Origin of the sequence: Halomonas sp. B23F22_3, assembly GCF_043496965.1 — a bacterium.
In the GTDB taxonomy this organism is placed as follows: Bacteria; Pseudomonadota; Gammaproteobacteria; order Pseudomonadales; family Halomonadaceae; genus Halomonas.
The window spans coordinates 154,519-177,134 of record NZ_JBIEKG010000005.1; the positions used below are offsets into that span (position 1 = coordinate 154,519).

Annotated in this window: 37 protein-coding genes; 27 read left to right on the forward strand and 10 right to left on the reverse strand. The window is 65.3% G+C overall.

Going from position 1 to position 22,616, the window contains the following annotated elements; translation table 11 throughout:
* Positions 1-68: 68 nt before the first annotated feature.
* From ACGTNG_RS12675 to ACGTNG_RS12685, 3 genes are all read right to left on the reverse strand, one after another.
* Positions 69-230, reverse strand: coding sequence for a hypothetical protein (locus ACGTNG_RS12675; protein ID WP_394577417.1), 162 nt, complete (start codon positions 228-230; stop codon positions 69-71).
* Between the two features lie 52 nt (positions 231-282).
* Entirely contained in the window at positions 283-612 is a 330-nt protein-coding gene (locus ACGTNG_RS12680) for a hypothetical protein (RefSeq protein ID WP_394577418.1), read from the reverse strand.
* Positions 613-673: 61 nt separating this feature from the next.
* Entirely contained in the window at positions 674-883 is a 210-nt protein-coding gene (locus ACGTNG_RS12685) for a helix-turn-helix transcriptional regulator (protein WP_394577419.1), read from the reverse strand.
* Positions 884-1,034: 151 nt separating this feature from the next.
* Between ACGTNG_RS12685 and ACGTNG_RS12690 the strand changes: the two genes are divergently transcribed.
* The 18 genes from ACGTNG_RS12690 (at position 1,035) to ACGTNG_RS12775 (ending at position 10,868) form a co-directional block, all read left to right on the forward strand.
* On the forward strand, positions 1,035-1,784 hold the full coding sequence (locus tag ACGTNG_RS12690; RefSeq protein ID WP_394577420.1) for an XRE family transcriptional regulator: 750 nt from the start codon (positions 1,035-1,037) through the stop codon (positions 1,782-1,784).
* A complete protein-coding gene (locus ACGTNG_RS12695) occupies positions 1,784-2,080 on the forward strand; it encodes a hypothetical protein (protein WP_394577421.1) in 297 nt (98 codons plus the stop codon). The genes ACGTNG_RS12690 and ACGTNG_RS12695 overlap by 1 nt, the downstream gene beginning before the upstream one ends.
* A gap of 61 nt (positions 2,081-2,141) precedes the next feature.
* Entirely contained in the window at positions 2,142-2,357 is a 216-nt protein-coding gene (locus ACGTNG_RS12700; protein WP_394577422.1) for a hypothetical protein, read from the forward strand.
* A gap of 85 nt (positions 2,358-2,442) precedes the next feature.
* Positions 2,443-2,793, forward strand: coding sequence for a hypothetical protein (locus ACGTNG_RS12705; protein ID WP_394577423.1), 351 nt, complete (start codon positions 2,443-2,445; stop codon positions 2,791-2,793).
* Between the two features lie 1,101 nt (positions 2,794-3,894).
* Positions 3,895-4,047 carry a hypothetical protein gene (locus ACGTNG_RS12710; RefSeq protein ID WP_394577424.1) on the forward strand — a complete coding sequence of 51 codons (153 nt, stop codon included), beginning with the start codon at positions 3,895-3,897 and terminating at the stop codon, positions 4,045-4,047.
* Entirely contained in the window at positions 4,044-4,193 is a 150-nt protein-coding gene (locus tag ACGTNG_RS12715; RefSeq protein ID WP_394577425.1) for a hypothetical protein, read from the forward strand. The genes ACGTNG_RS12710 and ACGTNG_RS12715 overlap by 4 nt, the downstream gene beginning before the upstream one ends.
* A complete protein-coding gene (locus tag ACGTNG_RS12720; RefSeq protein ID WP_394577426.1) occupies positions 4,190-4,396 on the forward strand; it encodes a hypothetical protein in 207 nt (68 codons plus the stop codon). The genes ACGTNG_RS12715 and ACGTNG_RS12720 overlap by 4 nt, the downstream gene beginning before the upstream one ends.
* Position 4,397: 1 nt before the next feature.
* On the forward strand, positions 4,398-4,568 hold the full coding sequence (locus tag ACGTNG_RS12725) for a hypothetical protein (RefSeq protein WP_394577427.1): 171 nt from the start codon (positions 4,398-4,400) through the stop codon (positions 4,566-4,568).
* The gene (locus ACGTNG_RS12730) at positions 4,555-4,869 is read left to right on the forward strand and encodes a hypothetical protein (protein WP_394577428.1); all 315 of its coding nucleotides are present in this window, start codon (positions 4,555-4,557) and stop codon (positions 4,867-4,869) included. Before ACGTNG_RS12725 ends, ACGTNG_RS12730 begins: the two co-directional genes overlap by 14 nt.
* Positions 4,869-5,141: a hypothetical protein gene (locus tag ACGTNG_RS12735; RefSeq protein ID WP_394577430.1), complete on the forward strand. Its 273-nt coding sequence runs from the start codon at positions 4,869-4,871 to the stop codon at positions 5,139-5,141. Before ACGTNG_RS12730 ends, ACGTNG_RS12735 begins: the two co-directional genes overlap by 1 nt.
* Before the next feature lie 77 nt (positions 5,142-5,218).
* On the forward strand, positions 5,219-6,007 hold the full coding sequence (locus ACGTNG_RS12740) for a RecT family recombinase (protein WP_394577431.1): 789 nt from the start codon (positions 5,219-5,221) through the stop codon (positions 6,005-6,007).
* The gene (locus ACGTNG_RS12745; protein ID WP_394577432.1) at positions 6,004-7,638 is read left to right on the forward strand and encodes a YqaJ viral recombinase family protein; all 1,635 of its coding nucleotides are present in this window, start codon (positions 6,004-6,006) and stop codon (positions 7,636-7,638) included. Before ACGTNG_RS12740 ends, ACGTNG_RS12745 begins: the two co-directional genes overlap by 4 nt.
* 55 nt (positions 7,639-7,693) lie before the next feature.
* Positions 7,694-8,062, forward strand: a complete 369-nt coding sequence (locus tag ACGTNG_RS12750; protein WP_394577433.1) for a YfdP family phage-associated protein — start codon at positions 7,694-7,696, stop codon at positions 8,060-8,062.
* On the forward strand, positions 8,059-8,856 hold the full coding sequence (locus tag ACGTNG_RS12755; RefSeq protein WP_394577434.1) for a DUF2303 family protein: 798 nt from the start codon (positions 8,059-8,061) through the stop codon (positions 8,854-8,856). Before ACGTNG_RS12750 ends, ACGTNG_RS12755 begins: the two co-directional genes overlap by 4 nt.
* Before the next feature lie 41 nt (positions 8,857-8,897).
* Positions 8,898-9,296, forward strand: a complete 399-nt coding sequence (locus ACGTNG_RS12760; RefSeq protein WP_394577435.1) for a hypothetical protein — start codon at positions 8,898-8,900, stop codon at positions 9,294-9,296.
* Between the two features lie 235 nt (positions 9,297-9,531).
* Entirely contained in the window at positions 9,532-9,849 is a 318-nt protein-coding gene (locus tag ACGTNG_RS12765; protein ID WP_394577436.1) for a hypothetical protein, read from the forward strand.
* A 36-nt stretch (positions 9,850-9,885) separates the two neighbouring features.
* Positions 9,886-10,119 carry a hypothetical protein gene (locus ACGTNG_RS12770; RefSeq protein WP_394577437.1) on the forward strand — a complete coding sequence of 78 codons (234 nt, stop codon included), beginning with the start codon at positions 9,886-9,888 and terminating at the stop codon, positions 10,117-10,119.
* Positions 10,116-10,868 carry an ASCH domain-containing protein gene (locus ACGTNG_RS12775; RefSeq protein ID WP_394577438.1) on the forward strand — a complete coding sequence of 251 codons (753 nt, stop codon included), beginning with the start codon at positions 10,116-10,118 and terminating at the stop codon, positions 10,866-10,868. Before ACGTNG_RS12770 ends, ACGTNG_RS12775 begins: the two co-directional genes overlap by 4 nt.
* A gap of 9 nt (positions 10,869-10,877) precedes the next feature.
* On the opposite strand, the gene ACGTNG_RS12780 is transcribed toward ACGTNG_RS12775, so the two are convergent.
* Positions 10,878-11,075 (reverse strand): hypothetical protein, encoded by a 198-nt coding sequence (locus ACGTNG_RS12780; RefSeq protein ID WP_394577439.1) that lies wholly within the window; start codon positions 11,073-11,075, stop codon positions 10,878-10,880.
* A gap of 146 nt (positions 11,076-11,221) precedes the next feature.
* Positions 11,222-11,503, reverse strand: coding sequence for a hypothetical protein (locus ACGTNG_RS12785; protein WP_394577440.1), 282 nt, complete (start codon positions 11,501-11,503; stop codon positions 11,222-11,224).
* Between the two features lie 97 nt (positions 11,504-11,600).
* Here ACGTNG_RS12785 and ACGTNG_RS12790 point away from each other — a divergent pair, with 97 nt between their 5' ends.
* From ACGTNG_RS12790 to ACGTNG_RS12825, 8 genes are all read left to right on the forward strand, one after another.
* Positions 11,601-13,055 carry a DNA cytosine methyltransferase gene (locus ACGTNG_RS12790; protein WP_394577441.1) on the forward strand — a complete coding sequence of 485 codons (1,455 nt, stop codon included), beginning with the start codon at positions 11,601-11,603 and terminating at the stop codon, positions 13,053-13,055.
* A complete protein-coding gene (locus ACGTNG_RS12795; RefSeq protein ID WP_394577442.1) occupies positions 13,052-13,603 on the forward strand; it encodes a hypothetical protein in 552 nt (183 codons plus the stop codon). The genes ACGTNG_RS12790 and ACGTNG_RS12795 overlap by 4 nt, the downstream gene beginning before the upstream one ends.
* The gene (locus ACGTNG_RS12800) at positions 13,600-13,791 is read left to right on the forward strand and encodes a hypothetical protein (RefSeq protein ID WP_394577443.1); all 192 of its coding nucleotides are present in this window, start codon (positions 13,600-13,602) and stop codon (positions 13,789-13,791) included. Before ACGTNG_RS12795 ends, ACGTNG_RS12800 begins: the two co-directional genes overlap by 4 nt.
* The gene (locus ACGTNG_RS12805; protein WP_394577444.1) at positions 13,788-14,036 is read left to right on the forward strand and encodes a hypothetical protein; all 249 of its coding nucleotides are present in this window, start codon (positions 13,788-13,790) and stop codon (positions 14,034-14,036) included. Before ACGTNG_RS12800 ends, ACGTNG_RS12805 begins: the two co-directional genes overlap by 4 nt.
* Complete coding sequence (locus ACGTNG_RS12810; RefSeq protein ID WP_394577445.1) at positions 14,033-14,494, forward strand: hypothetical protein; 462 nt, start codon at positions 14,033-14,035, stop codon at positions 14,492-14,494. Before ACGTNG_RS12805 ends, ACGTNG_RS12810 begins: the two co-directional genes overlap by 4 nt.
* A complete protein-coding gene (locus ACGTNG_RS12815; RefSeq protein WP_394577446.1) occupies positions 14,491-14,907 on the forward strand; it encodes a hypothetical protein in 417 nt (138 codons plus the stop codon). Before ACGTNG_RS12810 ends, ACGTNG_RS12815 begins: the two co-directional genes overlap by 4 nt.
* Entirely contained in the window at positions 14,904-15,167 is a 264-nt protein-coding gene (locus ACGTNG_RS12820; RefSeq protein ID WP_394577447.1) for a hypothetical protein, read from the forward strand. The genes ACGTNG_RS12815 and ACGTNG_RS12820 overlap by 4 nt, the downstream gene beginning before the upstream one ends.
* A 98-nt stretch (positions 15,168-15,265) precedes the next feature.
* The gene (locus ACGTNG_RS12825) at positions 15,266-15,457 is read left to right on the forward strand and encodes a helix-turn-helix transcriptional regulator (protein WP_394577448.1); all 192 of its coding nucleotides are present in this window, start codon (positions 15,266-15,268) and stop codon (positions 15,455-15,457) included.
* Here the strand turns inward: ACGTNG_RS12825 and ACGTNG_RS12830 are convergent.
* From ACGTNG_RS12830 to rpoE, 5 genes are all read right to left on the reverse strand, one after another.
* Positions 15,420-16,646: a tyrosine-type recombinase/integrase gene (locus tag ACGTNG_RS12830; RefSeq protein WP_394577449.1), complete on the reverse strand. Its 1,227-nt coding sequence runs from the start codon at positions 16,644-16,646 to the stop codon at positions 15,420-15,422. The two genes, ACGTNG_RS12825 and ACGTNG_RS12830, sit on opposite strands and share 38 nt — an antisense overlap.
* 468 nt (positions 16,647-17,114) lie before the next feature.
* Positions 17,115-18,545 (reverse strand): DegQ family serine endoprotease, encoded by a 1,431-nt coding sequence (locus ACGTNG_RS12835; protein ID WP_394577450.1) that lies wholly within the window; start codon positions 18,543-18,545, stop codon positions 17,115-17,117.
* A 76-nt stretch (positions 18,546-18,621) separates the two neighbouring features.
* Positions 18,622-19,653 (reverse strand): MucB/RseB C-terminal domain-containing protein, encoded by a 1,032-nt coding sequence (locus ACGTNG_RS12840; RefSeq protein WP_394577451.1) that lies wholly within the window; start codon positions 19,651-19,653, stop codon positions 18,622-18,624.
* A 44-nt stretch (positions 19,654-19,697) separates the two neighbouring features.
* Positions 19,698-20,414 carry a sigma-E factor negative regulatory protein gene (locus ACGTNG_RS12845; protein ID WP_394577452.1) on the reverse strand — a complete coding sequence of 239 codons (717 nt, stop codon included), beginning with the start codon at positions 20,412-20,414 and terminating at the stop codon, positions 19,698-19,700.
* 200 nt (positions 20,415-20,614) lie between these two features.
* A complete protein-coding gene (gene rpoE / locus ACGTNG_RS12850; protein WP_394577453.1) occupies positions 20,615-21,220 on the reverse strand; it encodes an RNA polymerase sigma factor RpoE in 606 nt (201 codons plus the stop codon).
* A gap of 306 nt (positions 21,221-21,526) precedes the next feature.
* On the opposite strand from rpoE, the gene ACGTNG_RS12855 reads away from it, so the two are divergent.
* Positions 21,527-22,606: a 3-deoxy-7-phosphoheptulonate synthase gene (locus ACGTNG_RS12855; RefSeq protein ID WP_394577454.1), complete on the forward strand. Its 1,080-nt coding sequence runs from the start codon at positions 21,527-21,529 to the stop codon at positions 22,604-22,606.
* The last annotated feature ends 10 nt before the right edge of the window (positions 22,607-22,616 follow it).

Below are 22,616 nucleotides of genomic sequence, written 5' to 3' on the forward strand. Positions count from 1 at the left end.
CGCGTAGTGGGAAATGACCTAACAGGGCCCCGTATTTCCCGAACCAGCAGGGCCGAAGCCCCGCCGTCCTACTCCACGACGCGCATCGTGCGCCGACGCTTCAGGCTGTAGAGCTGATCCTTCAGCGGGCCGGCAGCCTCGATCATCTCGTCGAGGAATACCTGCTCCACGCTCGTTCCCTGGCGTACCGCCTCCTGCTCCAGTGCCTGCCGCGTCTGCGGCCCTACCATTGCCAGGCTCCTTCTCAGCATCCGCTGATTCATGCGGTACTCCCGGGCCCTTCTAGGCCGTCTGTCGTTGGTCCAGTCTTTCGCTAATACGGGCTTCGACGAGGTTCGCCATGAGCGCCGCCAACATCTCCTCCTGGGCGTGTTCCATGCCCAGGTTCTCGGCCAGCCGAGCCAGCAGGACGTCCTGCCGGGCCTCGAGCACATCCATGCCGATCAGCGCACATTCGCGAATCGCGTGGGCGATCACGCCCTCGTGGCGCATCGCGGCCAGTTTCTCCAAGGACACGAACTCGGCGTCCTTCCATCTAACCCGGGTCGGGTTGTCCAAGTGCTCGCCTTCCGGCTTGTGGCGCCGGTCGCCTTCGGCAATGCGTGACAGCATGTGCAATTCCTTCTGTGGCGTTGCTGGTCTCGCGGCCTTCACAGGCAGGCGGTTGGGGAAATCAGGCGGCAGCCGCCGCGGTGAAGAGGTCTTCGATGGACACGTCAACACCGCGGGACCGAACCGCCTCAATGATCTTCTGAGCCACCTCGAGACTTGGGGCGCGGATGCCCGCCTCGTAGTTGCCGATTGTCGATTGACCAAGGCCGCAGGCTTCGCCCAGCTCTTTCTGGGTCATGCCCGCCTTGGCGCGGAGGGAACGAATGTCCATGCCATCGCCTCGCTGTGTTTCTGGGCAGAATATCACGTTTTGTGGTTTAAGCAATCACAAAACGTCGAGTGCAGCTAACACGCTCCGTGTTGATAATGCAGGTCAGTTGACACAAACCGTGTCACCGGCGTGTCTACGGTCCGCCGGCTCCATGGATAGAGAGGTTCAGGTGGCAGGCTCTACGATCGGCGACCGCATCAAGCAGGCTAGGCAGCAGGCGAATATGACTCAGCCTGAATTAGCCAAGGCGTGTAGATGGAACTCGCAAGGGCGCGTTTCCAACTACGAGCGCGGGCTGCGCGAGCCTAAGAGCAGTGATGTTGTTTTGCTGGCGAAGGCTCTTGGCGTTAGCGAGGGGTGGCTCTGGACTGGCGAGGACGTCGGCGGCAATGTCACCGAGCTGAGGCCCAAGCGATCGATTGAAGGCAACGCCGAAATGCTCGATCACGAGCTGATCGAAGGGGACGAGCCGCTTCGCCCGGACGAGGTGATGCTGCCGATGTTCCGCGAGGTCGAGTTCGCGGCAGGCGAAGGCTGCACCCAAGTCATCGAGAACCATGGCGCCGAGGAGCGATTCAGCCTGCCGCGCCTTTCCCGTGCTGGGGTTCAGCCCGAGAACGCCGCGCTGGCCGTAGCCAAGGGCGACTCGATGATGCCAGCCATCAACGACGGCGCCACGATCGGCATCGACAAGGGCTGCCGCGGCATCATCGACGGCAAGGTCTATGCCCTGGATCACGGGGGCATGTTGAGGATCAAGCGCCTCTATCGCATGCCGCTCGGCCGTGTTCGCGTAGTCAGCGAGAACAGTGAGGAGTACCCGGAGGAGGTCTACAGCCTGGCCGACCCGGACGCCCCGAGGATCCTTGGGCGGGTCTTCTGGTGGGAGAATTTCGACTAATGAAATACGATGATAGTGATTATGAGCAGGTCACTGGCTCTGACTTCCATAACTTCCTGATAGAAAAAGGTATTTCTTTAAATTGCCCCGCTTGCGAAAACGACAACGTAGCTATCATGGCGGATGCTGCCGACGGCCCGGTGCAAACGATATTCATGACAATCAACTCCCCGCCGCGACTCGCAGGGAGAGAAGTTCCGTTTATGTCCCTCACCTGCCGTAACTGTGGATTCGTACGCCACTTTCAGGCAGGCAACGTACTAGACTGGCTGAAAGAGGAGAGCCGCAATGGCTGACAGGGTGTCGTATCTGCCTTACGCTAGCGGCTCAAGTGATGGTTCAGGGGGAGAGCCACCCATGAGCAACCTGGAGTCCCGGGTCGAGCACTTGGAGCGCGACGTCAGCGAAATCAAGGTCACGTTGGCACGCATTGAGGGCAAGCTCGACAATTGTGTGACTTGGAAAGCTGCCTTCGGGGGGTTGGCCGTGCTCTTGGCCGGCCTAGCAGGAATCGCATGGTGGGTGGTTCAGCAGATACTGACACCTCTCCTACAGGCTGCCGGCGCCGCCTGAGACCATCTCCCCCCCATCCCCCCCGGCCCATCAAAGAAGATTTTGCTACGCTGTTGGCTCACCCCATCGCACAAGGATGAGCCACATGCGTACCTTCATCGTATCGATTGCCGCCGCGACAGCTCTCTTCGTGGCGGGCCCCGGCGTAGCCAGCTGCACCGGATCCGGCAATTTTCAGACATGCTATGACGCCCAGTCAGGCAACAGCTATAACGTCCAGCGCTTCGGGAACACCACTAGCGTTCAGGGCTACAACAGCAATACCGGCTCCAGCTGGAATCAAACCAGCCGCCAGATCGGCGGCACCACCTTCCACAACGGGATGAGTAGCGACGGCAATAGCTGGAGCGGCACCTCTCGCCAAATCGGCAATCAGACCTACCACCAGGGCATCGACTCCAGCGGCGAGCCCTACAGCGGATTCAGCTACGACTGACATACCCCCTCCAGCCGCAGTCTCCAAGCCCGCCCACCGAGGCGGGTTTTTTTGTGCTTGATAATCAGGCACTTGATTACTTTTGCCCATGAATATCACATTTTGTGGTTGACGGAATGAACACGCTTTGTGATATTTAACCACGCCAGCAGGGCGAACACCCTCCGGCACGGCCCTCCAAGGGCCTGCTCTTTCACAACTCGAGATCCGCAGGTGCAGGCGTGCTGCATCCACGTCCATGAGGCGTGCTTTCGAGAGCCCCTAGCGGGGCCGCCAGGTCAGGCACGGGAAGAAGGCTAGACCCTGGCGGCGGTTGGCACCGGCTGTAGCGAAGCCGCTCGATTGAAGACCACGCCGGGGTCAGTACCGGCACGTTGGCCCTGAGCATATCGGGGCCATCCGAGAGCGGCCTTGATGGCCTATCAGCGAAAGCTACGACGGGTCGGCGAGAGAGCTGAAGGCCGCTCTACGGATGACAATCAGAAGAGGTTGCCATAAGCGAGGCAAAGCGAGAGTCACGACTGAAGATCGAGGTTGGTGCCAGCTAGTTCAGCAGCGTGCTGGCTTGAAGTAGGAATCGAGCGACCTGAGGGGATAGGCCGCCCGGCTTCGGGGGCAGCTACCTCTTCCGAGTAAAGGTGAACCCCTTCGAGCCTTTGAAGGTGCGCTCCATCATGTCACCGACCTGCTTCTCGGCTTCCTGAGTCGCGCGCTGACGCAGCTCGGCCATTACTTCGGTCTTTTCACCGATCTCTGTCTCACAGGATGCACAACGAATCATCTGATCCTGGTCTCCGTCTTCCGGGATTTGGAACTGATCGCTCCCGCAGTTCTGACACTTGGCTGACACACGAGTCATCGGAACTTCCTTATGTTGCGATGTGGAAATCACAGCATAGGAGATAAGCGTCACCTGCACAGTGGTGAGGCAGCCGGGGCAGGCCGGCCAGCGATCCGCTGCGCAGTGCGGCCCATAGCTTCCCGGTGGGTTGAGAATTCGCCGCGCACACCCCCTTCCCTGCACTGCCCGCCCTCCCCGGCGGGCTTTTTTGCACCAGCGCGCTGGCCCCGACCGGCGGCGCCCATGACATGGAGATCACCATGGAGACCCTTCTGCCCAAGACCAAAAGCGAGCGTCAGCGCGAGATCGACGACGCGGCCGCGGCCCACAGTCGCCGGCTCGAGCTTGACCACTGGCTGGACGAAAAGCGCCTCGAGCAGAAGCTGCGCGAGGTGTGGGAGCTGGACTCATGAGCGCCCGATACATCGCCTGGCAGGGCCGCACGCCGCGCTGTGATCTGCCCGGCTCGCCCTTCACCAGCCGCAAGGCAGCCAAAGAAGCCGCGGCCCGCGAGGGCATCGCCAATCCCACTATCACGCCCGTCAGGAGGTCGGCATGACATTCATCGAACGCCGCACCCGGGTCGCCGAGCACCGCGCTCAGCAGCGCGCCCGGGGCGCCATCATCCGCGGCCCCGAGCGGCCGATCATCGGTAGCCGCTGGAATCAGCCCAAGGATCCGGCCAACGCCGCCAGGGCCGTCGAGTTCCATGCCCGCTGGCACGACAGGGCCGAGCCGCGGCTGCAGCTGTGGAGGGCGTGACGTGGACGAGCCCACCGCCCGCCGGGTCATCCGGCACCTAATCGCCGCCGGCGGCACCGATGTGGTGCTGATCGACGGCCGCCTGTACCGCCTCACCGCCGAGCAGCTGGGCAAGAACGCGCCCGAGGCTGCCCGCGAGTTTATGGAGGACCACCCCGATGCTGAGCAATGACCAGCTTCAACTTCTCGCCGCCATTCAGTCGCTGGCCGCTTCCGGCCGAGCGCAGACCGGGCGCTACGTACAGCACGACGTCGATTTCCTGGCCAATGGCGCCACGGTCTCGTGCGTGAAGTGTCGGGAGGACGGCTACCTCGTGCACATCACCAACGCCATCGTCAGCGCGAACGGGAAAGAGACGGCCGCCGACGCGCCGCCGGAATTCATCGGCGAGCACGAGTGCACCCTCGCCCAGCAGCGCGACCGGCTCGCCCGCTGGATCGTCGCCCACCGGATCACCAAGGAGGCCGCCTGATGCCCACCGCTATCGATTACCGCCACGCCCTGTCGCCCCGCGCCCAACGCCCCTACGACGCCGTGCAGGACGGCAACCCCGACGCCATCGCCGGCTTCGCGGAGCATCTGGTAGAGGAAGGCCTGCTGGGCGAAGGCGCCGGCGAGATGACCCTCGACCTGACCGTCGCCCAGATGGTCGAGCGCTATATCCAGTCGGTGGATGGCATCGCCGAGCTCAAGGCCTGGGCGATGGCAGTCGCCGACGAGGATGCCGCCGACATCGCGGCATGAAAAAGGCCCTGACCAGTGTGGAGCTGGGCAGGGCCGGATGATCCGAGTCCATACGAATCGAGAGGAGTATCACCCTGATGAACCAGACCGCGCAAGTCCACCAGCACCCGGGGCAACAAAGCCAGCAGCTCACCCCCTTCCAGGCCATGGCCACGCGCCTGAGCGTCGATCCCGACACGGTGCAGCAGATCATGACCAACACCCTCATGCAGGCCAAGAAGGATCGCCAGGGCAACCCGCAACAGGTCACCCATGACGAGCTCATGGTCTTCATGTCCATCGCCAACGAGTACCGGCTGAACCCGCTGGCGAAAGAGATCTACGCCTTCAACAACCGCGGCGCTATCCAGCCCATTGTCTCGATCGACGGCTGGCTGAAGATCATAAACAGCCACCCGCAGTTCGACGGCATGGAGTTCGACGACCGGCTCGACGACCAGGGCAACCTGCTGGCCATCACCTGCCGGATCTACCGCAAGGACCGCAGCCGCCCCACCGAGGTGACCGAGTACCTGAGCGAGTGCGGCGGCACCACCGAGCCGTGGAAGAAATGGCCCGTTCGCATGCTGCGCCACAAGTCCACCATCCAGTGCGCCCGCTACGCCTTCGGGCTCTCCGGGATCATCGACGAGGACGAGGCCGACCGCTACCGCTCGACCAACGTGGAGCGCGACGTCACGCCCCCGAAGGAGGAGCCACAGGCCCTGCCCTTCTACCCGGCCGACCAGTTCGAGGCCAACTTCCCCACCTGGGAGGCCGCCATCGAGGCCGGCAAGCGAACGCCCGAGCAGGTCATCGACTTCCTGACCAGCAAGGCCCAGCTCACCGACGAACAGAAACAGCAGATCCGCGAGGTGCAGGCATGAAGATCGTCAACGTCCAGCAAGGCAGCCAGGAGTGGCACACCCTACGTGCCCAGCACGACACCGCCAGCGAGGCCTCGATCATGATGGCCCGCTCAAAGTACGTGAAGCGCAACGACCTTCTGCACATGAAGGCGACCGGATCGGAACGCGAGTTCAGTGACTGGTTCCAGCGCAACGTACTGGACAGGGGGCACGAGATCGAGGCCAAGGCCCGCCCGATCGCCGAGGCGATCGTCGGCGAGGAGCTGTTCCCCGTCACCGGCATCAGCGACGAGCACCCCACCCTTCTGGCGAGCATGGACGGCATCACCATGCTCGAAAGCATCGGCTGGGAGTGCAAGCAGTGGAACGCCGCCAAGGCAGAAGCAGTGCGTGGCGGCAGCATCCCAGAGGAAGACTACTGGCAAGTCGTCCAGCAGCTGCTGGTCAGTGGCGCCGACAAGTGGCTCTACATGGTGACCGACGGGACCGAGGAGAACACCGTCTACACCTGGGCCTCGCTGGATGACTTCCACGCCAGCCAGCTGATCACCGGCTGGGAGCAGTTCCGCCAGGACCTCGCCGACTACCAGCCCACCGAGCAAACGGTCGCCCCTCAGGGCGAGGCGCCCGAGGCCCTGCCGTCGCTCAAGATCAACCTCGACGGCGCGGTCACCGCCAGCAACTTGCCGGACTTCAAGCAACGCGCTCTGGCCATGATCGAGGGCATCAAGACCGAGCTCGCCACCGACAAGGACTTCGCCGACGCCGAGTCCACGGTCAAGTTCCTGCAGAAGGGCGAGAAGCAACTCAAGGCCAGCAAGCAGGCCGCGCTCGAGCAGACCGCCAGCATCGCCGAGGTGTTCGCCACCATCGATGAGCTGACCGAGACCATGCGCAAGAAGCGCCTGCAGCTCGAGAAGCTGGTCAGGGCGGAGAAGGACAACCGCCGCCTCGAGATCCAGCGCAAGGCCGCGGCATCCTTCGATGCATTCCTGGCCGAGCTGGATTGCCCCGTGGAGCCGGCCCACAGCCTGAACGTGGCCGGCGCCATGAAGGGCAAGAAGACCATCGCCACCCTGCAGGCCGCCGCCGATGACGAGGTGGCCCGGGCCAAGGTCGAGGGGCAGCAGGAAGCCCAGCGCCTGGCCGACAACAAGGCACTGATCGAGAAGCACCAGGGCGACTACGCCTTCCTGTTCAGCGACTGGCGCGACCTGATCCAGCGCGATGCCGAGTTCATCAAGCTCCAGGTCGAGAACCGCATCGCCCACCACCAGCAGGAGGAGCAGAAGCGGCTCGAGGCCGAGCGCGAGCGCATCCGCCAGGAGGAGGAAGCCAAAGCGAAGGCCGAGGCTGAGCCGCAGGCGCGCGAGGAGGCGCCCCAGGAACCTGCGCAGGTCGGCGTCGATCCCGCCCAGCCGGGCACTGACCGCACAGTGCGCCAGACGATCGACACCAGCCGCATCACCCAGGCCGCCGACACCTTCCAGCGCGGCAGCCAGGTGGCAAAGCCGGAGACGGTCGAGATCCCCCGCAAGGAATACGACGCCCTGCTCGCCGCCCAGGCCAAGCTCGACGCCCTGCTGGATGCCGGCGTGGAGAAGTGGAGCGGCTACCGGAACGCCCTGGCCTCGCTCGAGGCCGCCTGACCACCCACCCGGGGCCCTGCCGGGCCCCGCCACTACCCGAAAGAGGAAACCCACCATGTCACACCCTACCGACGTGACCCGCTTCTTCGAGGATCTGGACGGCGGCGTCCTGGCCGAGCGCCTGGGCACCATCCTCAGCCACGCCGCGGCGGCCGCCACCGACAATCCGAAGAAGAAGGCCAAGGTCACGCTTGACCTGACCGTCGAGAATATCGGTTCCGGCAGCCAGGTGAGCGTGGCACACAAGCTCGCCTTCAAGGTGCCGACGGCCCACGGCACCACCGCCGAGGACCACACCACCGAAACGGTGATGTACGTGAACACCGGCGGCGAGATGACCCTCGAGCCGAAGAACCAGTTCGACATGATCGGCCACCCCCACCGCAAGACCACCCCGCAGCAGCAACAGGAGAATGACCAGTGAGCCTCACCAAAGAAGCCCTGCAGCACATCGAGCAGTCCCACAAGACCGGCACCGAAGTCGCCAACGGCCACGCCCTGGTGATCGGCGACCAGTTCAGCCTCCAGGACATGGAGAAGTACCAGGACCAGCGCCGCCGCTTCCGCGGGAAGTTCTCGACCAAGGGGCTTGGCGACTTCACCCACTACCTGGGCGAGCGGGCCGCGGCGAAGACGCCGGTCTTCATCGACCGCGACGACATGGCGGCACGCTGTTACCTCGACATCGGCAGTCATGAAGCCCCGGGGCACTGCGACCACGCGGCCATCCTGTCGCTGCCCAAGACGCCAGAGTTCATCGCCTTCCATCGTGCCAACGGCAACACCTTCGACCAGGAGGGCATGGTCGAGCTGCTCGAGGACTGGGGGCACCTGATGACCTTCGCCAACAGCAAGGGCGAAGCGCTGGAGTTGCGCAAGGTGATCCACGCCTTCCGGAAAGTCTCCATAGACGACCTGACCAGCATCGACAGCGAGAAGCAGGAGCACAGCTCGCAGGTCGGTGTGATGAGCAAGGTCACGGTGAAGAACGCCGAGCGCCTGCCGGCCACAATCACCTGGCGCCTCGCGCCCTACGAGGGACTCGATGAGCGCAACCTCGAGATGCGCGTCGCCAGCCTGACCAAGGGCGGCCCCGGCTTCCGCCTGCGCGCCATGGCCCTCGATGCCGCCGAGCAGGAGATCGCCGGCGAGTTCGCCAGCCGTATCGAGGAGGCGCTTCCCGAGCTCGAGTGCCTGCTGGGCAGCTTCTCCCCCTGACGACATCGGGCCCTGCGGGGCCCTTTCTCATGGAGGCCATCGTGCACGAATGGACCACCACCGAGCGCCGCCGGCTCGGCGAGCTGCTCGACCAGGGCCTGACCTACGCCCAGGCGGCCGAGGCGATGGTTCTGCCGCTGGAGAGCATCAAGGGCGCCGCTCGCCGCTACGGCTTCACCGGCCCGCACCGCCGCGGCTGGCACGCCCGGAACTGGAGCGCCATCGACCCGCTGATCATCGACTGCATCGAGCGCGGCCTGTCCATGAAGCAGGCCGTGGCGCACCTGAAAGGGCTGGGACTGGTGATCAGCTACAACGGCGTCTGGAGCCGGGTCTGCCAGATGCCAGAGGAAGTGCGGGACGAGGCCCGGGCCAACGGCCGGCGCCGCATTAGCACCAACGCCCACCGCATGCGGCTGCGCATCAAGCGCGCCGCCTGACACCTTCGCCACATCCGGCTGTTACCGAGCTGCCCGCAGGAACGGGCGCGGCCGGTGGGTCACCTGTACCGAATATTCCAGGGCAGCAGAGACGCGCCGCTACTCCCGCCCTACCCCGTCACCGTTCCAGCAACTGGGCTGGAGTGGCGGGCCGGGCGTACCGCAACGCGGCAGGCGCGGGCAGTGCCGGCTACCCCTCCGAGATGGGGCATCACTCAACTGCAGGAGCAGAGCAATGCGACTGATCGACCAGCTGACGAACCACCCGCTCCTCGAAGAGCGGCCCGTGAAAGACATCTTCGAGCCGATGGGCTTCGAGACTCATCTGCATGTCGTCGAAGAGCCCGACCCCGACGAGCAGCCAGAAGAGAGCGAGCGCTACTTCGCCGACGTCGAGGCCTACATCGACACGCTGCCGTTCGAGGTGCCGGAAGGCTTCACCGAGATAGGCCGCTGGGGGAATGAGGATTCTGAAATCGTGATGCTAGCAGTGAAGCCGACCACGCCGCTCGCCCAGGCCCTCATGGCCCCGGCCACGCCGGAAGCGGCGTGACACCCACCACCGGCCCGCAGGGCCAAGGAGCGAGAGATGAAGTTCTCGATGAACGGCTTTCGCCGGCAGCTCAGCGGCGACGCGGAAACCCTGCGCGAAGTCGCCAAGTCGATCGTCAACGATGAGTGGTACGACAAGGACGAGCTGGTCGAGGCCGTGAACGCCGTGATCACCCACAGCAACGTCCTGAACTGCGTCTCACAGAAGGGCGACCCGGAGTTCGTGGACATGTCCGACCTCGAGGTCGAGCACTTGGAGGTGCCGGCATGAAAGAGCGCCCGATCCTGTTCAACGACGAGATGGTCCGCGCCCTGCTCGACGGCCGGAAGACACAGACGCGGCGTCTGTTGAAGCCTCAGCCGGGAACCACTCCGGACGACTACCCGGGGGCACCAGGCCATTGGTGGCCGTGCAATGGCGTCGGTTCGATGGTGCACGTAGAGCGGGAGCTGCAGAACCAGGCAGGTGGCTGGGAGGGGTTCGCGGGCACGGTCTGCCCCTACGGCCAGCCCGGCGACCGGCTGTGGGTGCGGGAGGCGCACGCCCTGGTGCCAATCACCGCCTACGCGCAAAGCATTGGCGTCGATATAGCCCAAGACCCTGACGACGACTATGAAGCCGCCATTTACCGGACTGGGTGGGAGCGCTCCACCAGCGGATTTAGGTGGCGCCCCTCCATCCACATGCCCCGCTGGGCCTGCCGCCTGCTGCTTGAGGTCACCGATGTGCGCGTCGAGCGCCTGCAGGACACCACCGAGGCCGATGCGCGCGCCGAGGGTGCCGCATTCCACGATGGCATGGGCGTAGGTCACAGCGGATGGCGGCATGACCAGAAAGAAGTCCACGAGGATGCGCGGTCATCGTTCGCGAGGCTCTGGAAGTCGATCAATGGCGATGGCAGCTGGGACGCCAACCCGTGGGTCTGGGTGCTGGAGTTCCGCCGAATTGATCAGCAGCAGGAGGCGGACGCCGCGACGGCTAGCATTGTCCCGTCCCAACACCGGGAGGAGAGCAATTGAAAAAAGCCTCTAAAATAAAAACCAATAAGCAAAAATACCAAAAAAAACAAAGTAACCCACTGCTATAAAAAACCTTAAAACTCCTACAAAAGCTCTAGCATTCAATGAAAATCTTTCCGTCCCAGAAAGCATATCGCTACAAGCTGCACCAACAACTCTTGCAAATAATAGAAATAAAGCAAACCAAAAAACGGCTTCAAATATCATCCACTACACCTAAAAATCTTAAATATAAGAAATACTTCATATCACCACACCAAAAACTGACTTTATCTTCATATTTTAGTATAAATTCACTGCCTCAAAACCGCCAAGCGCAAAGCCCGGCGGCAGGTGAAGCGACTGGGCCAGGCTTAGGGCATGCGGGGCTGATAAACCCCCAAGTCGTCCTTGAGGCGCTGGATCGTGGACGGATCATCGGGGCTCTCCGTCTCGATCAACAAAACTTTCGGAGTCATATCGGAGCCAAGGCTTTCGATCGACACGAATGGCGGCAGCCGCTTGTCCGGCTTCACTTCCCGACCACTGACCACATCATCCGCCTCACCGGCGCCCACGGTAGCAATCAGGTCGAACTCACCCTGATTCGTCTGTTCGACTTGAGACTCAAGAATCCGCATCACGTTGGACATCATTCGTCCTCCTCATTGGACTGAGCCTCTCAACCTAGACCAGTCCCACCCGTCTCGGCCACCCCTGATTGGTGGCCTTTTTCATGCCAGGGAGAGACGCATGACCAGTCTGAACCTGTTCGGCCACGAGCTGGTGGTCGATAACTTCGCCGGTGGTGGCGGCGCGTCAGAGGGCATCGAGCAGGCCCTGGGCCGCCCGGTGGATCTCGCCATCAACCACGACGCCACCGCCATCGCCGTGCACACCGCCAACCACCCGGGCGCCGAGCACAGCGTGGCCGACGTGTGGGACATCGACCCCGAACAGGCCACCCACGGAATGCCGGTGGGGCTGGCCTGGTTCTCTCCGGACTGCCGCCACCACAGCAAGGCCAAGGGCGGGCGCCCGGTTTCCAAGAGCGTGCGCGGGCTCGCCTGGGTCGCCGCCCGCTGGGCGGCCAAGGTGAAACCGCGGGTGATCTGCCTCGAGAACGTGGAGGAGTTCCTCGACTGGGGCCCTTTGCTCAAGGATGCCCAGGGCCGCATCGTGCCGGACCCGGGGCGCAAGGGGCAGACCTTCCGGGCCTTCGTGCGCACCATGAAGCGCCACGGCTACCAAGTGGACTGGCGGATCCTGCGCGCCTGCGACTTCGGTGCCCCGACCATTCGCCGCCGGCTGTTCCTGGTGGCCCGGCGCGATGGCCTACCGATCGTGTGGCCCAAGCCGACGCACGCCGACCCAGCGGCGCCCCATGTCCGACTGGGAAAGGTGAAGCCGTGGCGCACCGCCGCCGAGTGCATCGACTGGAGTATCCCGTGCCCATCGATCTTTGACCGGCCGCGCCCGCTGGCCGACGCCACCCTTCGGCGGATCGCCAAGGGCGTGATGCGCTACGTGGTCGAGGCGGCCGAGCCGTTCATGATCCAGACCGGCTACGGCGAGCGCCCCGGGCAGTCCCCGCGGGTGCTGGACCTGAACCGCCCACTCGGCACCGTGGTTGCCGGCGGTGAGAAACACGCCCTGGTCTCAGCTTTCCTGGCCAAGCACTACACAGGCGTGGTCGGCGACGACCTGCGCAAGCCCCTGCCAACCATCACCGCCACCGACCACAACGCCCCAGTGGCCGTGAGCCTGATCAACCTCAAGGGCAGCGACCGCGGCGGGCGGGATCCTCGGCACCCCATGCCCACCGTCTGCGCCGGCGGCACCCACGCCGCGGCCGTGGCCGCCTTCCTGGTGAAGTATTACGGCCAGGGCGTGGGCCAGGTGATGGGGGAGCCCATGCACACCATGCCGACCAAGGACCGCTTCGGGCTGGTGACCGTGACCATCGAGGGCGAGCAGTACGCCATCGTCGACATCGGCATGCGCATGCTCCAGCCCCATGAACTCGCCGCCGCCCAAGGCTTCCCCGCCGACTACCAGTTCGCCGAGGTGGCAGGCCGGGCCGTGCCCAAGTACCAGCAAGTCCGCCTGATCGGCAATTCCGTCTGCCCACCGATGGCGCGCGCCATCGTCGAGGCCAACTTCAGCCACGAGCGCAAATACATGCCAGCACCCAAGGAGGCCGCATGAAGAAGCGAAGCCGCAAGCTGAGCCGCCGCCAGCAGGACGTCATGACCGGCCGCTCCCAGCGCTGGGTCAACCTCGCCTACTTCCACCGCCGGGCCGGCTACGGCCTGGAGCACGATCGCCACGGCTTCCTGGCGCCGGTGCCGGCCGACAAGCAGAACGCAGTGCTCGGCATGGCCGAGCGCTCGCCGCAACTCTGGGAGGTGCTGTGCATCGTCTACTGCCGCGCCCGGGACGGCAGCCAGTACCGCGAGTTGGCCGACAGCCGCGCCCACCAGCGCATCGCCGCCTGGCGAGCGCGCACCGATGACCAGGGGCAGGTGATCCGCGACGAGGACGGCCGCCCTGAGTTCGAGGACCAGCTGCTGCCGATCATCCAGCAGACCCTCGAGACCGCCGAAGCCAGCTGCAACCCGAACCACATCTTCGACCGGGCCGTGATCATGCGGCCTTGGTCGCCCAACTGGCCGTCGATGCTGCCGGTGCTGCGCCGTCTGCGGCACGAACTGGACCTGACCGACGAGGAGATCGAGCAGTGGGAAGCCGCATGACGCCCCACCCCGACAGCCCCAACGCCAAGTGGGCCCGCTACGGCTACCGAGTCGAGCGACTTCCCCGCCGCGGCGCCGGCAAGCATCACCGCATCATCCGAGCCCCGGATGGTCGCGCCGTCCTGCAGGACGCCACTCACGCCGAGGAGCTCGACTGGATCCGCGACAACCTGGAGAACGCATCATGACCGCCACCGCCGCGAAGCAGGCACCGACCACCGAAGACATCAACGCCATGCTGTGCACCCGCAACGAGGAGCTGGAGGCCGAGAAGGCCGCCCTAGCCGATCAGCTCGACCGCGCCGAGCTGCGGGTGGAGAGCCTGATCGGCGCCGTGCGCCGCGCCCGGCACTACGCCGGCGAGCACCTGCCGGCCGCCGCCGGCACCGGCATCGTTCACATTCTGGAATCAGCGCTCAAGGAGGCGTCATGAGCGACGACGTTTGGCAGCAATTTGACAGGATGCGCCAGAGCATCGGCGCCAATACCCATATCAGCCGCGAACTGGCAGACGCGCTCACGGAGGGCTTCAACCGGCTGAAGGACGAAAGGGATGTGCTGGCGGCGCATGCTGAGAGACTCAACGCGAAGCTGGAAGACTTCGACAAGTGCCTCTACGGCGAAGGTTTGATGGTGGCTAACCACCACCTCAACGGCGACCTGGAACCCATGGATAACTGGTTCGATGAAAACGACTGGTCGCCCGAGTATGACCCCGCCACTTCCCTTGCCCGCCGGGATGCCGAGAAGCAGCTCAAGGGCGCCGAGGCATACAAGGAGGCTTTGAAGGACGCGACAAACCCGATCATCTGGCCGCATATCGAAGGCGCATTCGAGGTTTGGCGAAACGCTCATGGCGAGCAGGCCGACACGGCCAGGGAGGGAGAATGAGCGAGCCGATACATTGCCCGTTCTGCGGGTCGTCCGACGTGGACAAGCACGGATGGTACGACGGCCAGGGCCAGCAAGGGCCCGAGTGCATGGGCTGTGGCGCCACAGCGCCGAGCATCGAGGCGTGGAACCGCCGCCACACGCCGAAAGGCTGGCAGACGGTGCCGGCGCCCGGCACGACCGGAGAGATGGACGACGCAGTCCGCGGCTTCCTGATCCTCCTCTCCGGCGGCGCGCCGCTGACCTATGAGGACGCCCGATCGCACTGCGAGCTCTACCACGGGCCGGAGATCCTGGAGAGCTGGCCCGACTATGCCATGCAGGGCAGCGGCCATGTCCCGAAGGCGGCCCAGGCCGACCTGCTCTACCGGATGATGACAGCCGCCGCGCCGCGGCCAGGAAGTGATGGATGAGCTACCGAGGACCGAAAGGCCTGAAGGACTATCGCCAGCGTCTCGGCGTATACCGTGGCATGTTCGCCGACGTCTGCAACGAGCCGGCATCAGAATGGATGGACAACAGCCATCGCCGGTACGCGCTCCGAGGCATGGCCGCCAACCTGGTCAAGGTGGATCGGATGATGATCTACGGCACCGTCTCGAGCACGCGGCGGAAATTCAACCAGTGGCCGCCCGGTGCCCGCCGGATACTTGAGCGCGAATACACGCACTGAGCACTATCTCGCTCAGAGACCACCACCCCACCCTCAGAGTGAGCAACATGCCGCTCAATGCCGCCCGCGAGGCGGCTTTCTCGTTTCAGGAGGATGCCATGCACGATGATCCGATGATCAGCACCAGCGAGCTCTGTAAACGCTACGGCCGCTCGACCCGCACCCTGCACCGTTGGCAGCGCGAGATGGGATTTCCCAAGCCGGTGATCGCCGGCGGTCACGGCGCCGAATCGCGGTGGCGGGAGAGTGACGTCAGGGCGTGGGAGGCTCGCCGCTCACAAGCCGCGTGAGCCGCTCATGCCATGCCCGATAGGCCCCTGCCTGCTCCTCCAGGTAGTCGTGCCGATCGTAGACCTGCCACACCCCGGGAAGCACATGCCCCAGCATCAGCTCGCAGACGTGAGGCTCGGCCAGCGTGGCCCAGTTGGTTCGAGCCGTCTTCCTCAGGTCGTACATCGACCAGTGGGCCATCTCCTTTCCCATCTGGCTCTTCGCCACCCGCATCACGTTGTACGGGAAGCTCAGGATCGACCGATCGTTGAGCGGTAACGACTTCGACTCGCCGCTGAACAGAAGGTCCGGCGCGTGAGACAGCGTCATGGCCTGACGCAGCAGCGGCGCCATCTCGTCGATGATGGGGCGACGCAGCGCGCGCCCCGTCACCCTCCCCGTCTTGTGCCGCTCCGGCGGTATCTCCCACACCCCCGCCTCGAAGTCGAACTCCTCCCGCCTTGCCCCGGCCAGCTCTCCCGGCCGACACCCGTAAAGCAGCACCAGCTTGATGAACAGCTTGGAGCGCAGCGGCATCCGCGAGCGCTCCACTGCCTGCCACAGCACCCACAGCTCGCCATCGTCGAGGGCTCTGCCCTTCACCCGCTTCTTGTTGACGTGGAGATCCTCCTTCGCCGAGATCGCCGCGAGCGGCTGGTTCTCCACGATCCCGCGGCGAGCACCCCACTTGTGCACCTGCTTCATGTTGGTCAGCACCCGCTCGGCGATGCGCGGCTTCTTGGCCGCCAGGGGCTCGAGCAGGTCCATCCACTGGCGCAGCCCCGTCTCGTCGGCCGGCAGCCGGCCCAGGTCGGGGATGACGTGAAGCTCGAAGCTGCGAAGGATCTCCTTTTCCCCCACCTTGTGCGCCTGACAGTAGCGCGCGTGCCAGTCCCGGATCAGCTTCTCGTTGGTGGGCGCGTCGGCAATGCTGGCCTGCTCCACCCGTTTCATCGTCCGCGGGTCGTGGCCCTGTTCGAGCTGCCCGCGCCTTCGAGTGGCTTCGTCACGGGCCTGCTTGAGCGTCATCGCAGGATAGCTGCCGAGATCCATGCGGGCGGCCTTGCCCTGGTAGCGAAAGCGCAGCTGGAAGACGACCTTGCCGGTCAGGGTGACGCGCGCGCCCAGTCCATCGCGATCGGCTTTTTCGGTGGTGGCCTCCCGCGGCTTGCGGTGCACGGCCTTCAGCCAGGCGTCGGTCAGCGCCATGTGTACATGCTCCCCAGCATCGTGTCATTGAGGGGCTGAGTATGTACGCAGGCAAGTACAGATTTCTAGTGGCTGGCTGTGTCTTTTGGTGGCCGTGGTCGGCTGGCGATGTCTTGAAGATTCAGGCGGGAGGCGGTGCGGCGGGGTGTTCTTGGCGGGTTATGGCTGTCTGTTGCCGGAGGTCAATGGTCGATGTGGGCGATGATCGAGAAGTTACGGATGTGCTTGAGGGGATCGGAGGTTGCGTCTTGGGACATCGAGTCGATTCTGCCTTGTGGGTGTCGGGCCACGGCCGACCCGACGGATCGCGAGGCGGTCGGCTGGCGGGCTCTGATGGAATGGGCGCCATTGTAGCGGGATGCGCCTGCCAGATACAGCGACCCGACGGCGGCGGCCGTCGGGTCGCGATCAGGAAAGGCCCGGATCAGGGCCCATCAGCGGGCCCGGGTGGGCCGCTGAGCGGCCGGATCAGTCGCTGGAAAGCCGCATGGCCACGAACATCGAGCGGCCCTCGCGGAAAAGGCGCACCGGCACCGCACGATCCTCGGGCAGCTCGGCCACCAGGCTCGCGAGCTGGTCGGGATCCTCGACGGCGCGGTGGTCGATGCTGACCAGCACGTCGCCGACGCGCAGCCCCGCGGCAGCGGCGGCGCCGCTCGGATCGACCTCGGCGACACGCACGCCATGATCGATGCCGAGCTCATCGCGCTCGCCTTCCGGCAGCGGCTGCACGGCGATGCCGAGCCGGCTCGAGCCTTCATCCGCAGCGGACGCGGCGGCCCCGCCCTGGGCGTCCGGCCACTCGCCGAGGGTCACGGTCTCCTCGCGGCGTTCGCCGTCGCGCAGCAGGGTCAGCTCGACCTCGCTGCCCGGCAGCACCTGGCCGATGAGTCGCGGCAGGGTGCTGGACTGGTCCACCTCGCGGCCGTTCACCGACAGGATCACGTCGCCGGCCTCGAGCCCCCCGCGGGCGGCCGGTCCCTCGGGATCCAGGTCGGCGATCAGCGCGCCCTCGGCGGTCTCCATGCCGAAGGACTCGGCCAGATCGCGGGAGACCGGCTGGATCATCACGCCGAGCCAGCCGCGGCTGACCTGGCCGTCGTCACGCAGCTGGTCAGCCACGTCCATGGCGACGTTGATCGGGATCGCGAAGGAGAGCCCCATGTAGCCGCCGCTGCGGGTGAGGATCTGCGAGTTCACCCCGATCACCTCGCCGTCGAGGTTGAACAGCGGGCCACCGGAGTTGCCCGGGTTGATGGCCACGTCGGTCTGGATGAAGGGCACGTAGGCGTCGCGGGGCAGCGTGCGATCAATGGCGCTGATGATGCCGGCGGTCACCGAATGATCGAAGCCGAAGGGCGAACCGATGGCCGCCACCCACTGCCCCACGCTCAGCCCGTCGGAGTCGCCGAGCTCCAGGGTGGGCAGGTTCTCGGCATCGACCTTGAGCACGGCCACGTCGGTCTTGGCATCGGCGCCGACCAGTTCGGCCTGCAGCTCGCGTCGGTCGTTGAGGCGCACCACGATCTCATCGGCCCCGTCGACGACGTGGGCGTTGGTCATGACGTAGCCGTCCTCGTCGATGATGAACCCCGAGCCTAGCGACTGGCGCTCCTCGCGGGGGCGCTGACCGTGCCCGGGGGGCATCTCGAACTGGTCGCCGAAACGATCGCCGAAGAAGTGCCGAAAGATCTCGGGAATCTCCCGCCCGCCGAAGTCGTGGAAGGAGGGTCCGCGCCCCTCCACCGTGCGCGTGGTGGAGATGTTGACCACGCCGGGCGCGGCCTGCTCGACCAGCTCGGTGAAGTCCGGCAGCTCGCGGGCCATGGCCGATTGCCAGGCCAGCAGTGTCGTGGCAAGCAGCATCCAGAGGGAAAGATGTCGCGTCATGCGTTTCATGAAGCACTCCTGGGTCGACTGGAAGGGAAGAAAAGCGCGTGCCTTTTCTTACCGCGCTCGTGCCAAAAGGTTCCGGTCAGGGCGAGGCGTCATCCGCCGGGGCCTGCCAGGTCACCGAGTCAGCCACGCGGATCAACACCCGCGGCGGCAGCTCGCCCATCACCACCACCTGGCGAGCCTGACCACCCAGCTCGCGGTGGCGAACGGCCGCATGGGAGACCCCGAGACGATGCAGGCCGGGCATCAGCTGGTCCCTGCCGGCCACGGGCTCGACGAACAGGCTGAGGGTGGCCAGGCCATCGCTGTAGACGCGATGCCCGACGGCCTCGTTGTGGCGCGGACTGCGGGTCTCGACCGGCTTGGCAGTGAACCCGTCGGGCAGCCAGGTCGGCCGCCAGGGATCGTCGGGGGCGGGACGCGCACGATCGAGGTCGATCGCCCCCTGATGCAGGCGGGGCCGATTCAGCTGGGTGATCTGGAAGGTCTCCACCACGCGCCCCTGCTCGTCCAGCAGGATCTGCTTGAGGGGCAGCCCCGTGGCCATGTCGAGCCAGAAGCGGTGGCCATAGCGCAGATCGTCCAGGGGCTCGATATCGAGACGCACGGTATTGCGGTTGGCGAGACGCTCCTCACCGCTGAGCCGCAGGCGATAGAGCCCCTCGAGATGGGCGACGATGCCGGCCGGCGAGGCGGCCACCGCCCCATCGCCATCGGCCCACTTCAGGCGACCGACGCGCCCGCGCCGCTCGAAGACTACCGGTGGACCGTCGAGAAACCGGGCCACCTCGCGCTCTACCCCCTCCACGATGTCGTGGGAGAGCGCCAGCGAGCGGACGCCGTCGCTGCCGATGCGCACGGCGCGCGCCTGGAAGGCATAACAATGATTGGCCCAGAGGCTTCTCTCGAGCCAGCCCCGGGCGCTCTCGGGAGCCGGCTGGGCGCTCAGCGCCTGGCAGTCGAAGCGCTCGGCCCGGTCGTTGCCGGCACGACCGTGGCCGGCAGGGTTGTCTTCCGCGGGTTCGGCGGCGCCCCCCTCGGCCGGGGCCGACTCGCCCTGCGCCAGGCCTGCCGTCGGCAACGCCGCGAGCAGGCCAGTCAACAGGAACACCGGAAGAGATCTCGTGACCCCGCGGGTCGGGTGACCCGAACGCATCAGCGCTGACCCAGCGACTCGCTACCGGAGGCGCGCAGCAGCGGCATCCAGGTATCACCGCTGCCGTAGGCCGCGCCCTCGGCGTGACGATCCAGGTAGGACTGCAGCAGTTGGGCCTGCTGCTGATTGACGCGAGCGGACTGGCGGGGGGAAAGCACCAGCGGGGAATCGACGCCGGCGCCCACCGTCATCAGCCCCCGGCCATCACCGGCGGGAGACTGGAACAGCGGCAGGTCGGCGAGCGAAGGCCGTTCGGCGGCCCGCGACGCGGCAAGCTCGCCCCCACCGAGGGCGGCCGGGCTGGCCTGCAGGGCTTGCGCGGGCGACTGGGCGGCCACGTCGGCGGGCACCTGTCCGGAGTCGATGCCGCCGTGATAGAACTGCACGCCGGTGATCACCATCAGCGACACCGCGGCGGCGATGCCGGCACCGCGCATCAGCGACATGGAACGTCGGGCGCCATCGCCGGCCTTGTCATCGGCCTCGAACTGCGGCAGCGGCTCGTCCTCGAGCCGCGCCATGATGCCGGCGGAGAGGTCGGTGGCGACATCGACCTCGTGTTCCCGACGCATCAGGCTGCGCATGAGATGATAACGTCGCCAGGTATCGGCTGCGTCCGGGGATTCATCCAGTGACTTGAGGACGCGACGCAGCTCCAGTTCATCCCCTTCGTTGTCCATCAGGGCAGAAAGCGATTCCCGTGCGTTCTGACTCATTCTTCACACCTCACACTCGACAAGGCGACCCGCTCCGGGCCCTTTGACTGCCTGTAATTTCCGACATCGGCGCGTGTCGCCCTGGCCATGTCGGCATGTACGTTCCCGCGGGTGGCGGGCCGGTCACCGCATATGACGTCGCAGAGCGAGGACAGTTCAGCAAATCGTCAAAAAACATGCAGTTTCCCGGCCCGGCCGGCTTACTCGGTCACCGACTCCTGGTTACGCGCAGTGGTGACCAGCGGGCGGATATGCTGATCCACGGCCTCACGGGCGCGAAAGATCCGTGAGCGAACGGTGCCCACGGGACATTGCATGATGGCCGCGATGTCCTCGTAGGAGAGCCCGTCGAGCTCGCGCAGGGTGATCGCCGTGCGCAGGTCGTCGGGCAGCGCCTCGATCGCCTCGAAGATGGCCGACTGCAGCTGGTCGCGCGCCATGGCCGCCTCGGGCGTCTCGGAATCGGCCAGCCGCCCGCTGTGATCGACGATCTCCGCGTCGACGATATCCAGATCGCTGCCGGGGGGCCGGCGCCCCTTGGAGACCAGATAGTTCTTGGCGGTGTTGATGGCGATGCGGTACATCCAGGTATAGAAGGCGCTCTCGGCGCGAAACTTCCCCAGCGCCCGATAGGCCTTGATGAAGGCCTCCTGGGCGACGTCCTGCACCTCGGCATGATCGTGCACGTAGCGGCTGATCAGGCCGATGATCTTGTGCTGATACTTCTTCACCAGCAGGTCGAAGGCGCGGCTATCCCCTTGCTGGGCTCGCTCGACGAGCTGCTGATCGGTTTCCCGGGTGCCCATTCAGGCCCTCCCTGAACGGAAAGGCGTGGATGACGACCCGAGCTCGGGTCGCGAAAGCCGTGATGTCGCTAGCATAGTGTCAACCTGGGGCATGTCGCCGCTGAAGGGTCGGGGTCGTGAATCTCGAAAGGTACAAGTGTTCCTGTTTCTTGAACGTCCATCAAGCCGATCGACTCGCCGCACCGCCGTCACGGCCATCGCGACCGGCCCGACGGGCAGCGGCGACGATTGAATTTGCCGGCCCCGCGCGCGATAGTAGATGCCAAATAATTTCGCCATCAGCGCAGACACGACACAGGAAGCACCATGTCAGAACAGCAGGTCAACAACCTCAACGTTCTCGCCCAGGACGTTCTGATCACCCCCGAGGCCCTGAAGCGGGAGATTCCCCTGACCGAGGCCGCCGAGCGCACGGTGATCGAGGGCCGCGAGACCATCCAGGCCATCCTCGACGGCCGCGACCCCCGCCTGCTGATGGTGGTGGGCCCGTGCTCCATCCACGACGTGGACGCCGCTCTGGACTATGCACGCCAGCTTCGCCGCCTGGCCGACGAGGTCAAGGACAGCCTCTACATCGTGATGCGCGTCTACTTCGAGAAGCCGCGCACCACGGTGGGCTGGAAGGGCCTGATCAACGACCCGCACCTCAACGGCTCGTTCGAGATCGAGGAGGGGCTGCATATCGCCCGCAGGCTGCTGGTGGAGCTGGCCGAGATGGGCCTGCCGCTGGCCACCGAGGCGCTGGACCCGATCTCGCCGCAGTACATCCAGGACTGCATCAGCTGGTCGGCCATCGGGGCGCGCACCACCGAGTCCCAGACCCACCGCGAGATGTCCTCCGGCCTCTCCTGCCCGGTGGGCTTCAAGAACGGCACCGACGGCAGCCTCGATGTCGCCGTCAACGCCCTGCAGTCGGTGGCCCACCCGCACAACTTCCTGGGCATCGACCAGGCCGGCCGGGTGGCGATCATCCGCACCCGCGGCAACGCCTACGGACACGTGGTCCTGCGCGGCGGTAACGGCAAGCCCAACTACGATAGCGTCAGCGTGGCGCTGGCCGAGCAGGAGCTGAACCAGGCCAAGCTGAAAGCCAACATCATGATCGACTGCTCCCACGCCAACTCCAACAAGGACGCGGCCCTTCAGCCGCTGGTGCTGGAGAACGTCACCAACCAGATTCTCGAGGGCAATCACTCGATCATCGGGCTGATGGTGGAATCCAACCTCGGCTGGGGCAACCAGAAGATGACCGAGGATCCCGCCGACCTCGCCTACGGGGTCTCGATCACCGACGCCTGCATCGACTGGGACACCACCGTCGACTCGTTCAAGCGCATGAACGAGAAGCTCGCCCCGGTGCTGGCCAAGCGTCGCCAGGCCGCCTGAGCGCCCTGCC

Bases quoted from the DNA above. Each gene is read 5' to 3' on its own strand.
- ACGTNG_RS12675 (WP_394577417.1), bottom strand. From the start codon at position 230: ATGGTAGGGCCGCAGACGCGGCAGGCACTGGAGCAGGAGGCGGTACGC.
- ACGTNG_RS12680 (WP_394577418.1), bottom strand. From the start codon at position 612: ATGCTGTCACGCATTGCCGAAGGCGACCGGCGCCACAAGCCGGAAGGC.
- ACGTNG_RS12685 (WP_394577419.1), bottom strand. From the start codon at position 883: ATGGACATTCGTTCCCTCCGCGCCAAGGCGGGCATGACCCAGAAAGAG.
- ACGTNG_RS12690 (WP_394577420.1), top strand. From the start codon at position 1,035: ATGGATAGAGAGGTTCAGGTGGCAGGCTCTACGATCGGCGACCGCATC.
- ACGTNG_RS12695 (WP_394577421.1), top strand. From the start codon at position 1,784: ATGAAATACGATGATAGTGATTATGAGCAGGTCACTGGCTCTGACTTC.
- ACGTNG_RS12700 (WP_394577422.1), top strand. From the start codon at position 2,142: ATGAGCAACCTGGAGTCCCGGGTCGAGCACTTGGAGCGCGACGTCAGC.
- ACGTNG_RS12705 (WP_394577423.1), top strand. From the start codon at position 2,443: ATGCGTACCTTCATCGTATCGATTGCCGCCGCGACAGCTCTCTTCGTG.
- ACGTNG_RS12710 (WP_394577424.1), top strand. From the start codon at position 3,895: ATGGAGACCCTTCTGCCCAAGACCAAAAGCGAGCGTCAGCGCGAGATC.
- ACGTNG_RS12715 (WP_394577425.1), top strand. From the start codon at position 4,044: ATGAGCGCCCGATACATCGCCTGGCAGGGCCGCACGCCGCGCTGTGAT.
- ACGTNG_RS12720 (WP_394577426.1), top strand. From the start codon at position 4,190: ATGACATTCATCGAACGCCGCACCCGGGTCGCCGAGCACCGCGCTCAG.
- ACGTNG_RS12730 (WP_394577428.1), top strand. From the start codon at position 4,555: ATGCTGAGCAATGACCAGCTTCAACTTCTCGCCGCCATTCAGTCGCTG.
- ACGTNG_RS12735 (WP_394577430.1), top strand. From the start codon at position 4,869: ATGCCCACCGCTATCGATTACCGCCACGCCCTGTCGCCCCGCGCCCAA.
- ACGTNG_RS12740 (WP_394577431.1), top strand. From the start codon at position 5,219: ATGAACCAGACCGCGCAAGTCCACCAGCACCCGGGGCAACAAAGCCAG.
- ACGTNG_RS12745 (WP_394577432.1), top strand. From the start codon at position 6,004: ATGAAGATCGTCAACGTCCAGCAAGGCAGCCAGGAGTGGCACACCCTA.
- ACGTNG_RS12750 (WP_394577433.1), top strand. From the start codon at position 7,694: ATGTCACACCCTACCGACGTGACCCGCTTCTTCGAGGATCTGGACGGC.
- ACGTNG_RS12765 (WP_394577436.1), top strand. From the start codon at position 9,532: ATGCGACTGATCGACCAGCTGACGAACCACCCGCTCCTCGAAGAGCGG.
- ACGTNG_RS12770 (WP_394577437.1), top strand. From the start codon at position 9,886: ATGAAGTTCTCGATGAACGGCTTTCGCCGGCAGCTCAGCGGCGACGCG.
- ACGTNG_RS12775 (WP_394577438.1), top strand. From the start codon at position 10,116: ATGAAAGAGCGCCCGATCCTGTTCAACGACGAGATGGTCCGCGCCCTG.
- ACGTNG_RS12780 (WP_394577439.1), bottom strand. From the start codon at position 11,075: ATGATATTTGAAGCCGTTTTTTGGTTTGCTTTATTTCTATTATTTGCA.
- ACGTNG_RS12785 (WP_394577440.1), bottom strand. From the start codon at position 11,503: ATGATGTCCAACGTGATGCGGATTCTTGAGTCTCAAGTCGAACAGACG.
- ACGTNG_RS12790 (WP_394577441.1), top strand. From the start codon at position 11,601: ATGACCAGTCTGAACCTGTTCGGCCACGAGCTGGTGGTCGATAACTTC.
- ACGTNG_RS12795 (WP_394577442.1), top strand. From the start codon at position 13,052: ATGAAGAAGCGAAGCCGCAAGCTGAGCCGCCGCCAGCAGGACGTCATG.
- ACGTNG_RS12800 (WP_394577443.1), top strand. From the start codon at position 13,600: ATGACGCCCCACCCCGACAGCCCCAACGCCAAGTGGGCCCGCTACGGC.
- ACGTNG_RS12805 (WP_394577444.1), top strand. From the start codon at position 13,788: ATGACCGCCACCGCCGCGAAGCAGGCACCGACCACCGAAGACATCAAC.
- ACGTNG_RS12810 (WP_394577445.1), top strand. From the start codon at position 14,033: ATGAGCGACGACGTTTGGCAGCAATTTGACAGGATGCGCCAGAGCATC.
- ACGTNG_RS12815 (WP_394577446.1), top strand. From the start codon at position 14,491: ATGAGCGAGCCGATACATTGCCCGTTCTGCGGGTCGTCCGACGTGGAC.
- ACGTNG_RS12820 (WP_394577447.1), top strand. From the start codon at position 14,904: ATGAGCTACCGAGGACCGAAAGGCCTGAAGGACTATCGCCAGCGTCTC.
- ACGTNG_RS12825 (WP_394577448.1), top strand. From the start codon at position 15,266: ATGCACGATGATCCGATGATCAGCACCAGCGAGCTCTGTAAACGCTAC.
- ACGTNG_RS12830 (WP_394577449.1), bottom strand. From the start codon at position 16,646: ATGGCGCTGACCGACGCCTGGCTGAAGGCCGTGCACCGCAAGCCGCGG.
- ACGTNG_RS12835 (WP_394577450.1), bottom strand. From the start codon at position 18,545: ATGAAACGCATGACGCGACATCTTTCCCTCTGGATGCTGCTTGCCACG.
- ACGTNG_RS12845 (WP_394577452.1), bottom strand. From the start codon at position 20,414: ATGAGTCAGAACGCACGGGAATCGCTTTCTGCCCTGATGGACAACGAA.
- rpoE (WP_394577453.1), bottom strand. From the start codon at position 21,220: ATGGGCACCCGGGAAACCGATCAGCAGCTCGTCGAGCGAGCCCAGCAA.
- ACGTNG_RS12855 (WP_394577454.1), top strand. From the start codon at position 21,527: ATGTCAGAACAGCAGGTCAACAACCTCAACGTTCTCGCCCAGGACGTT.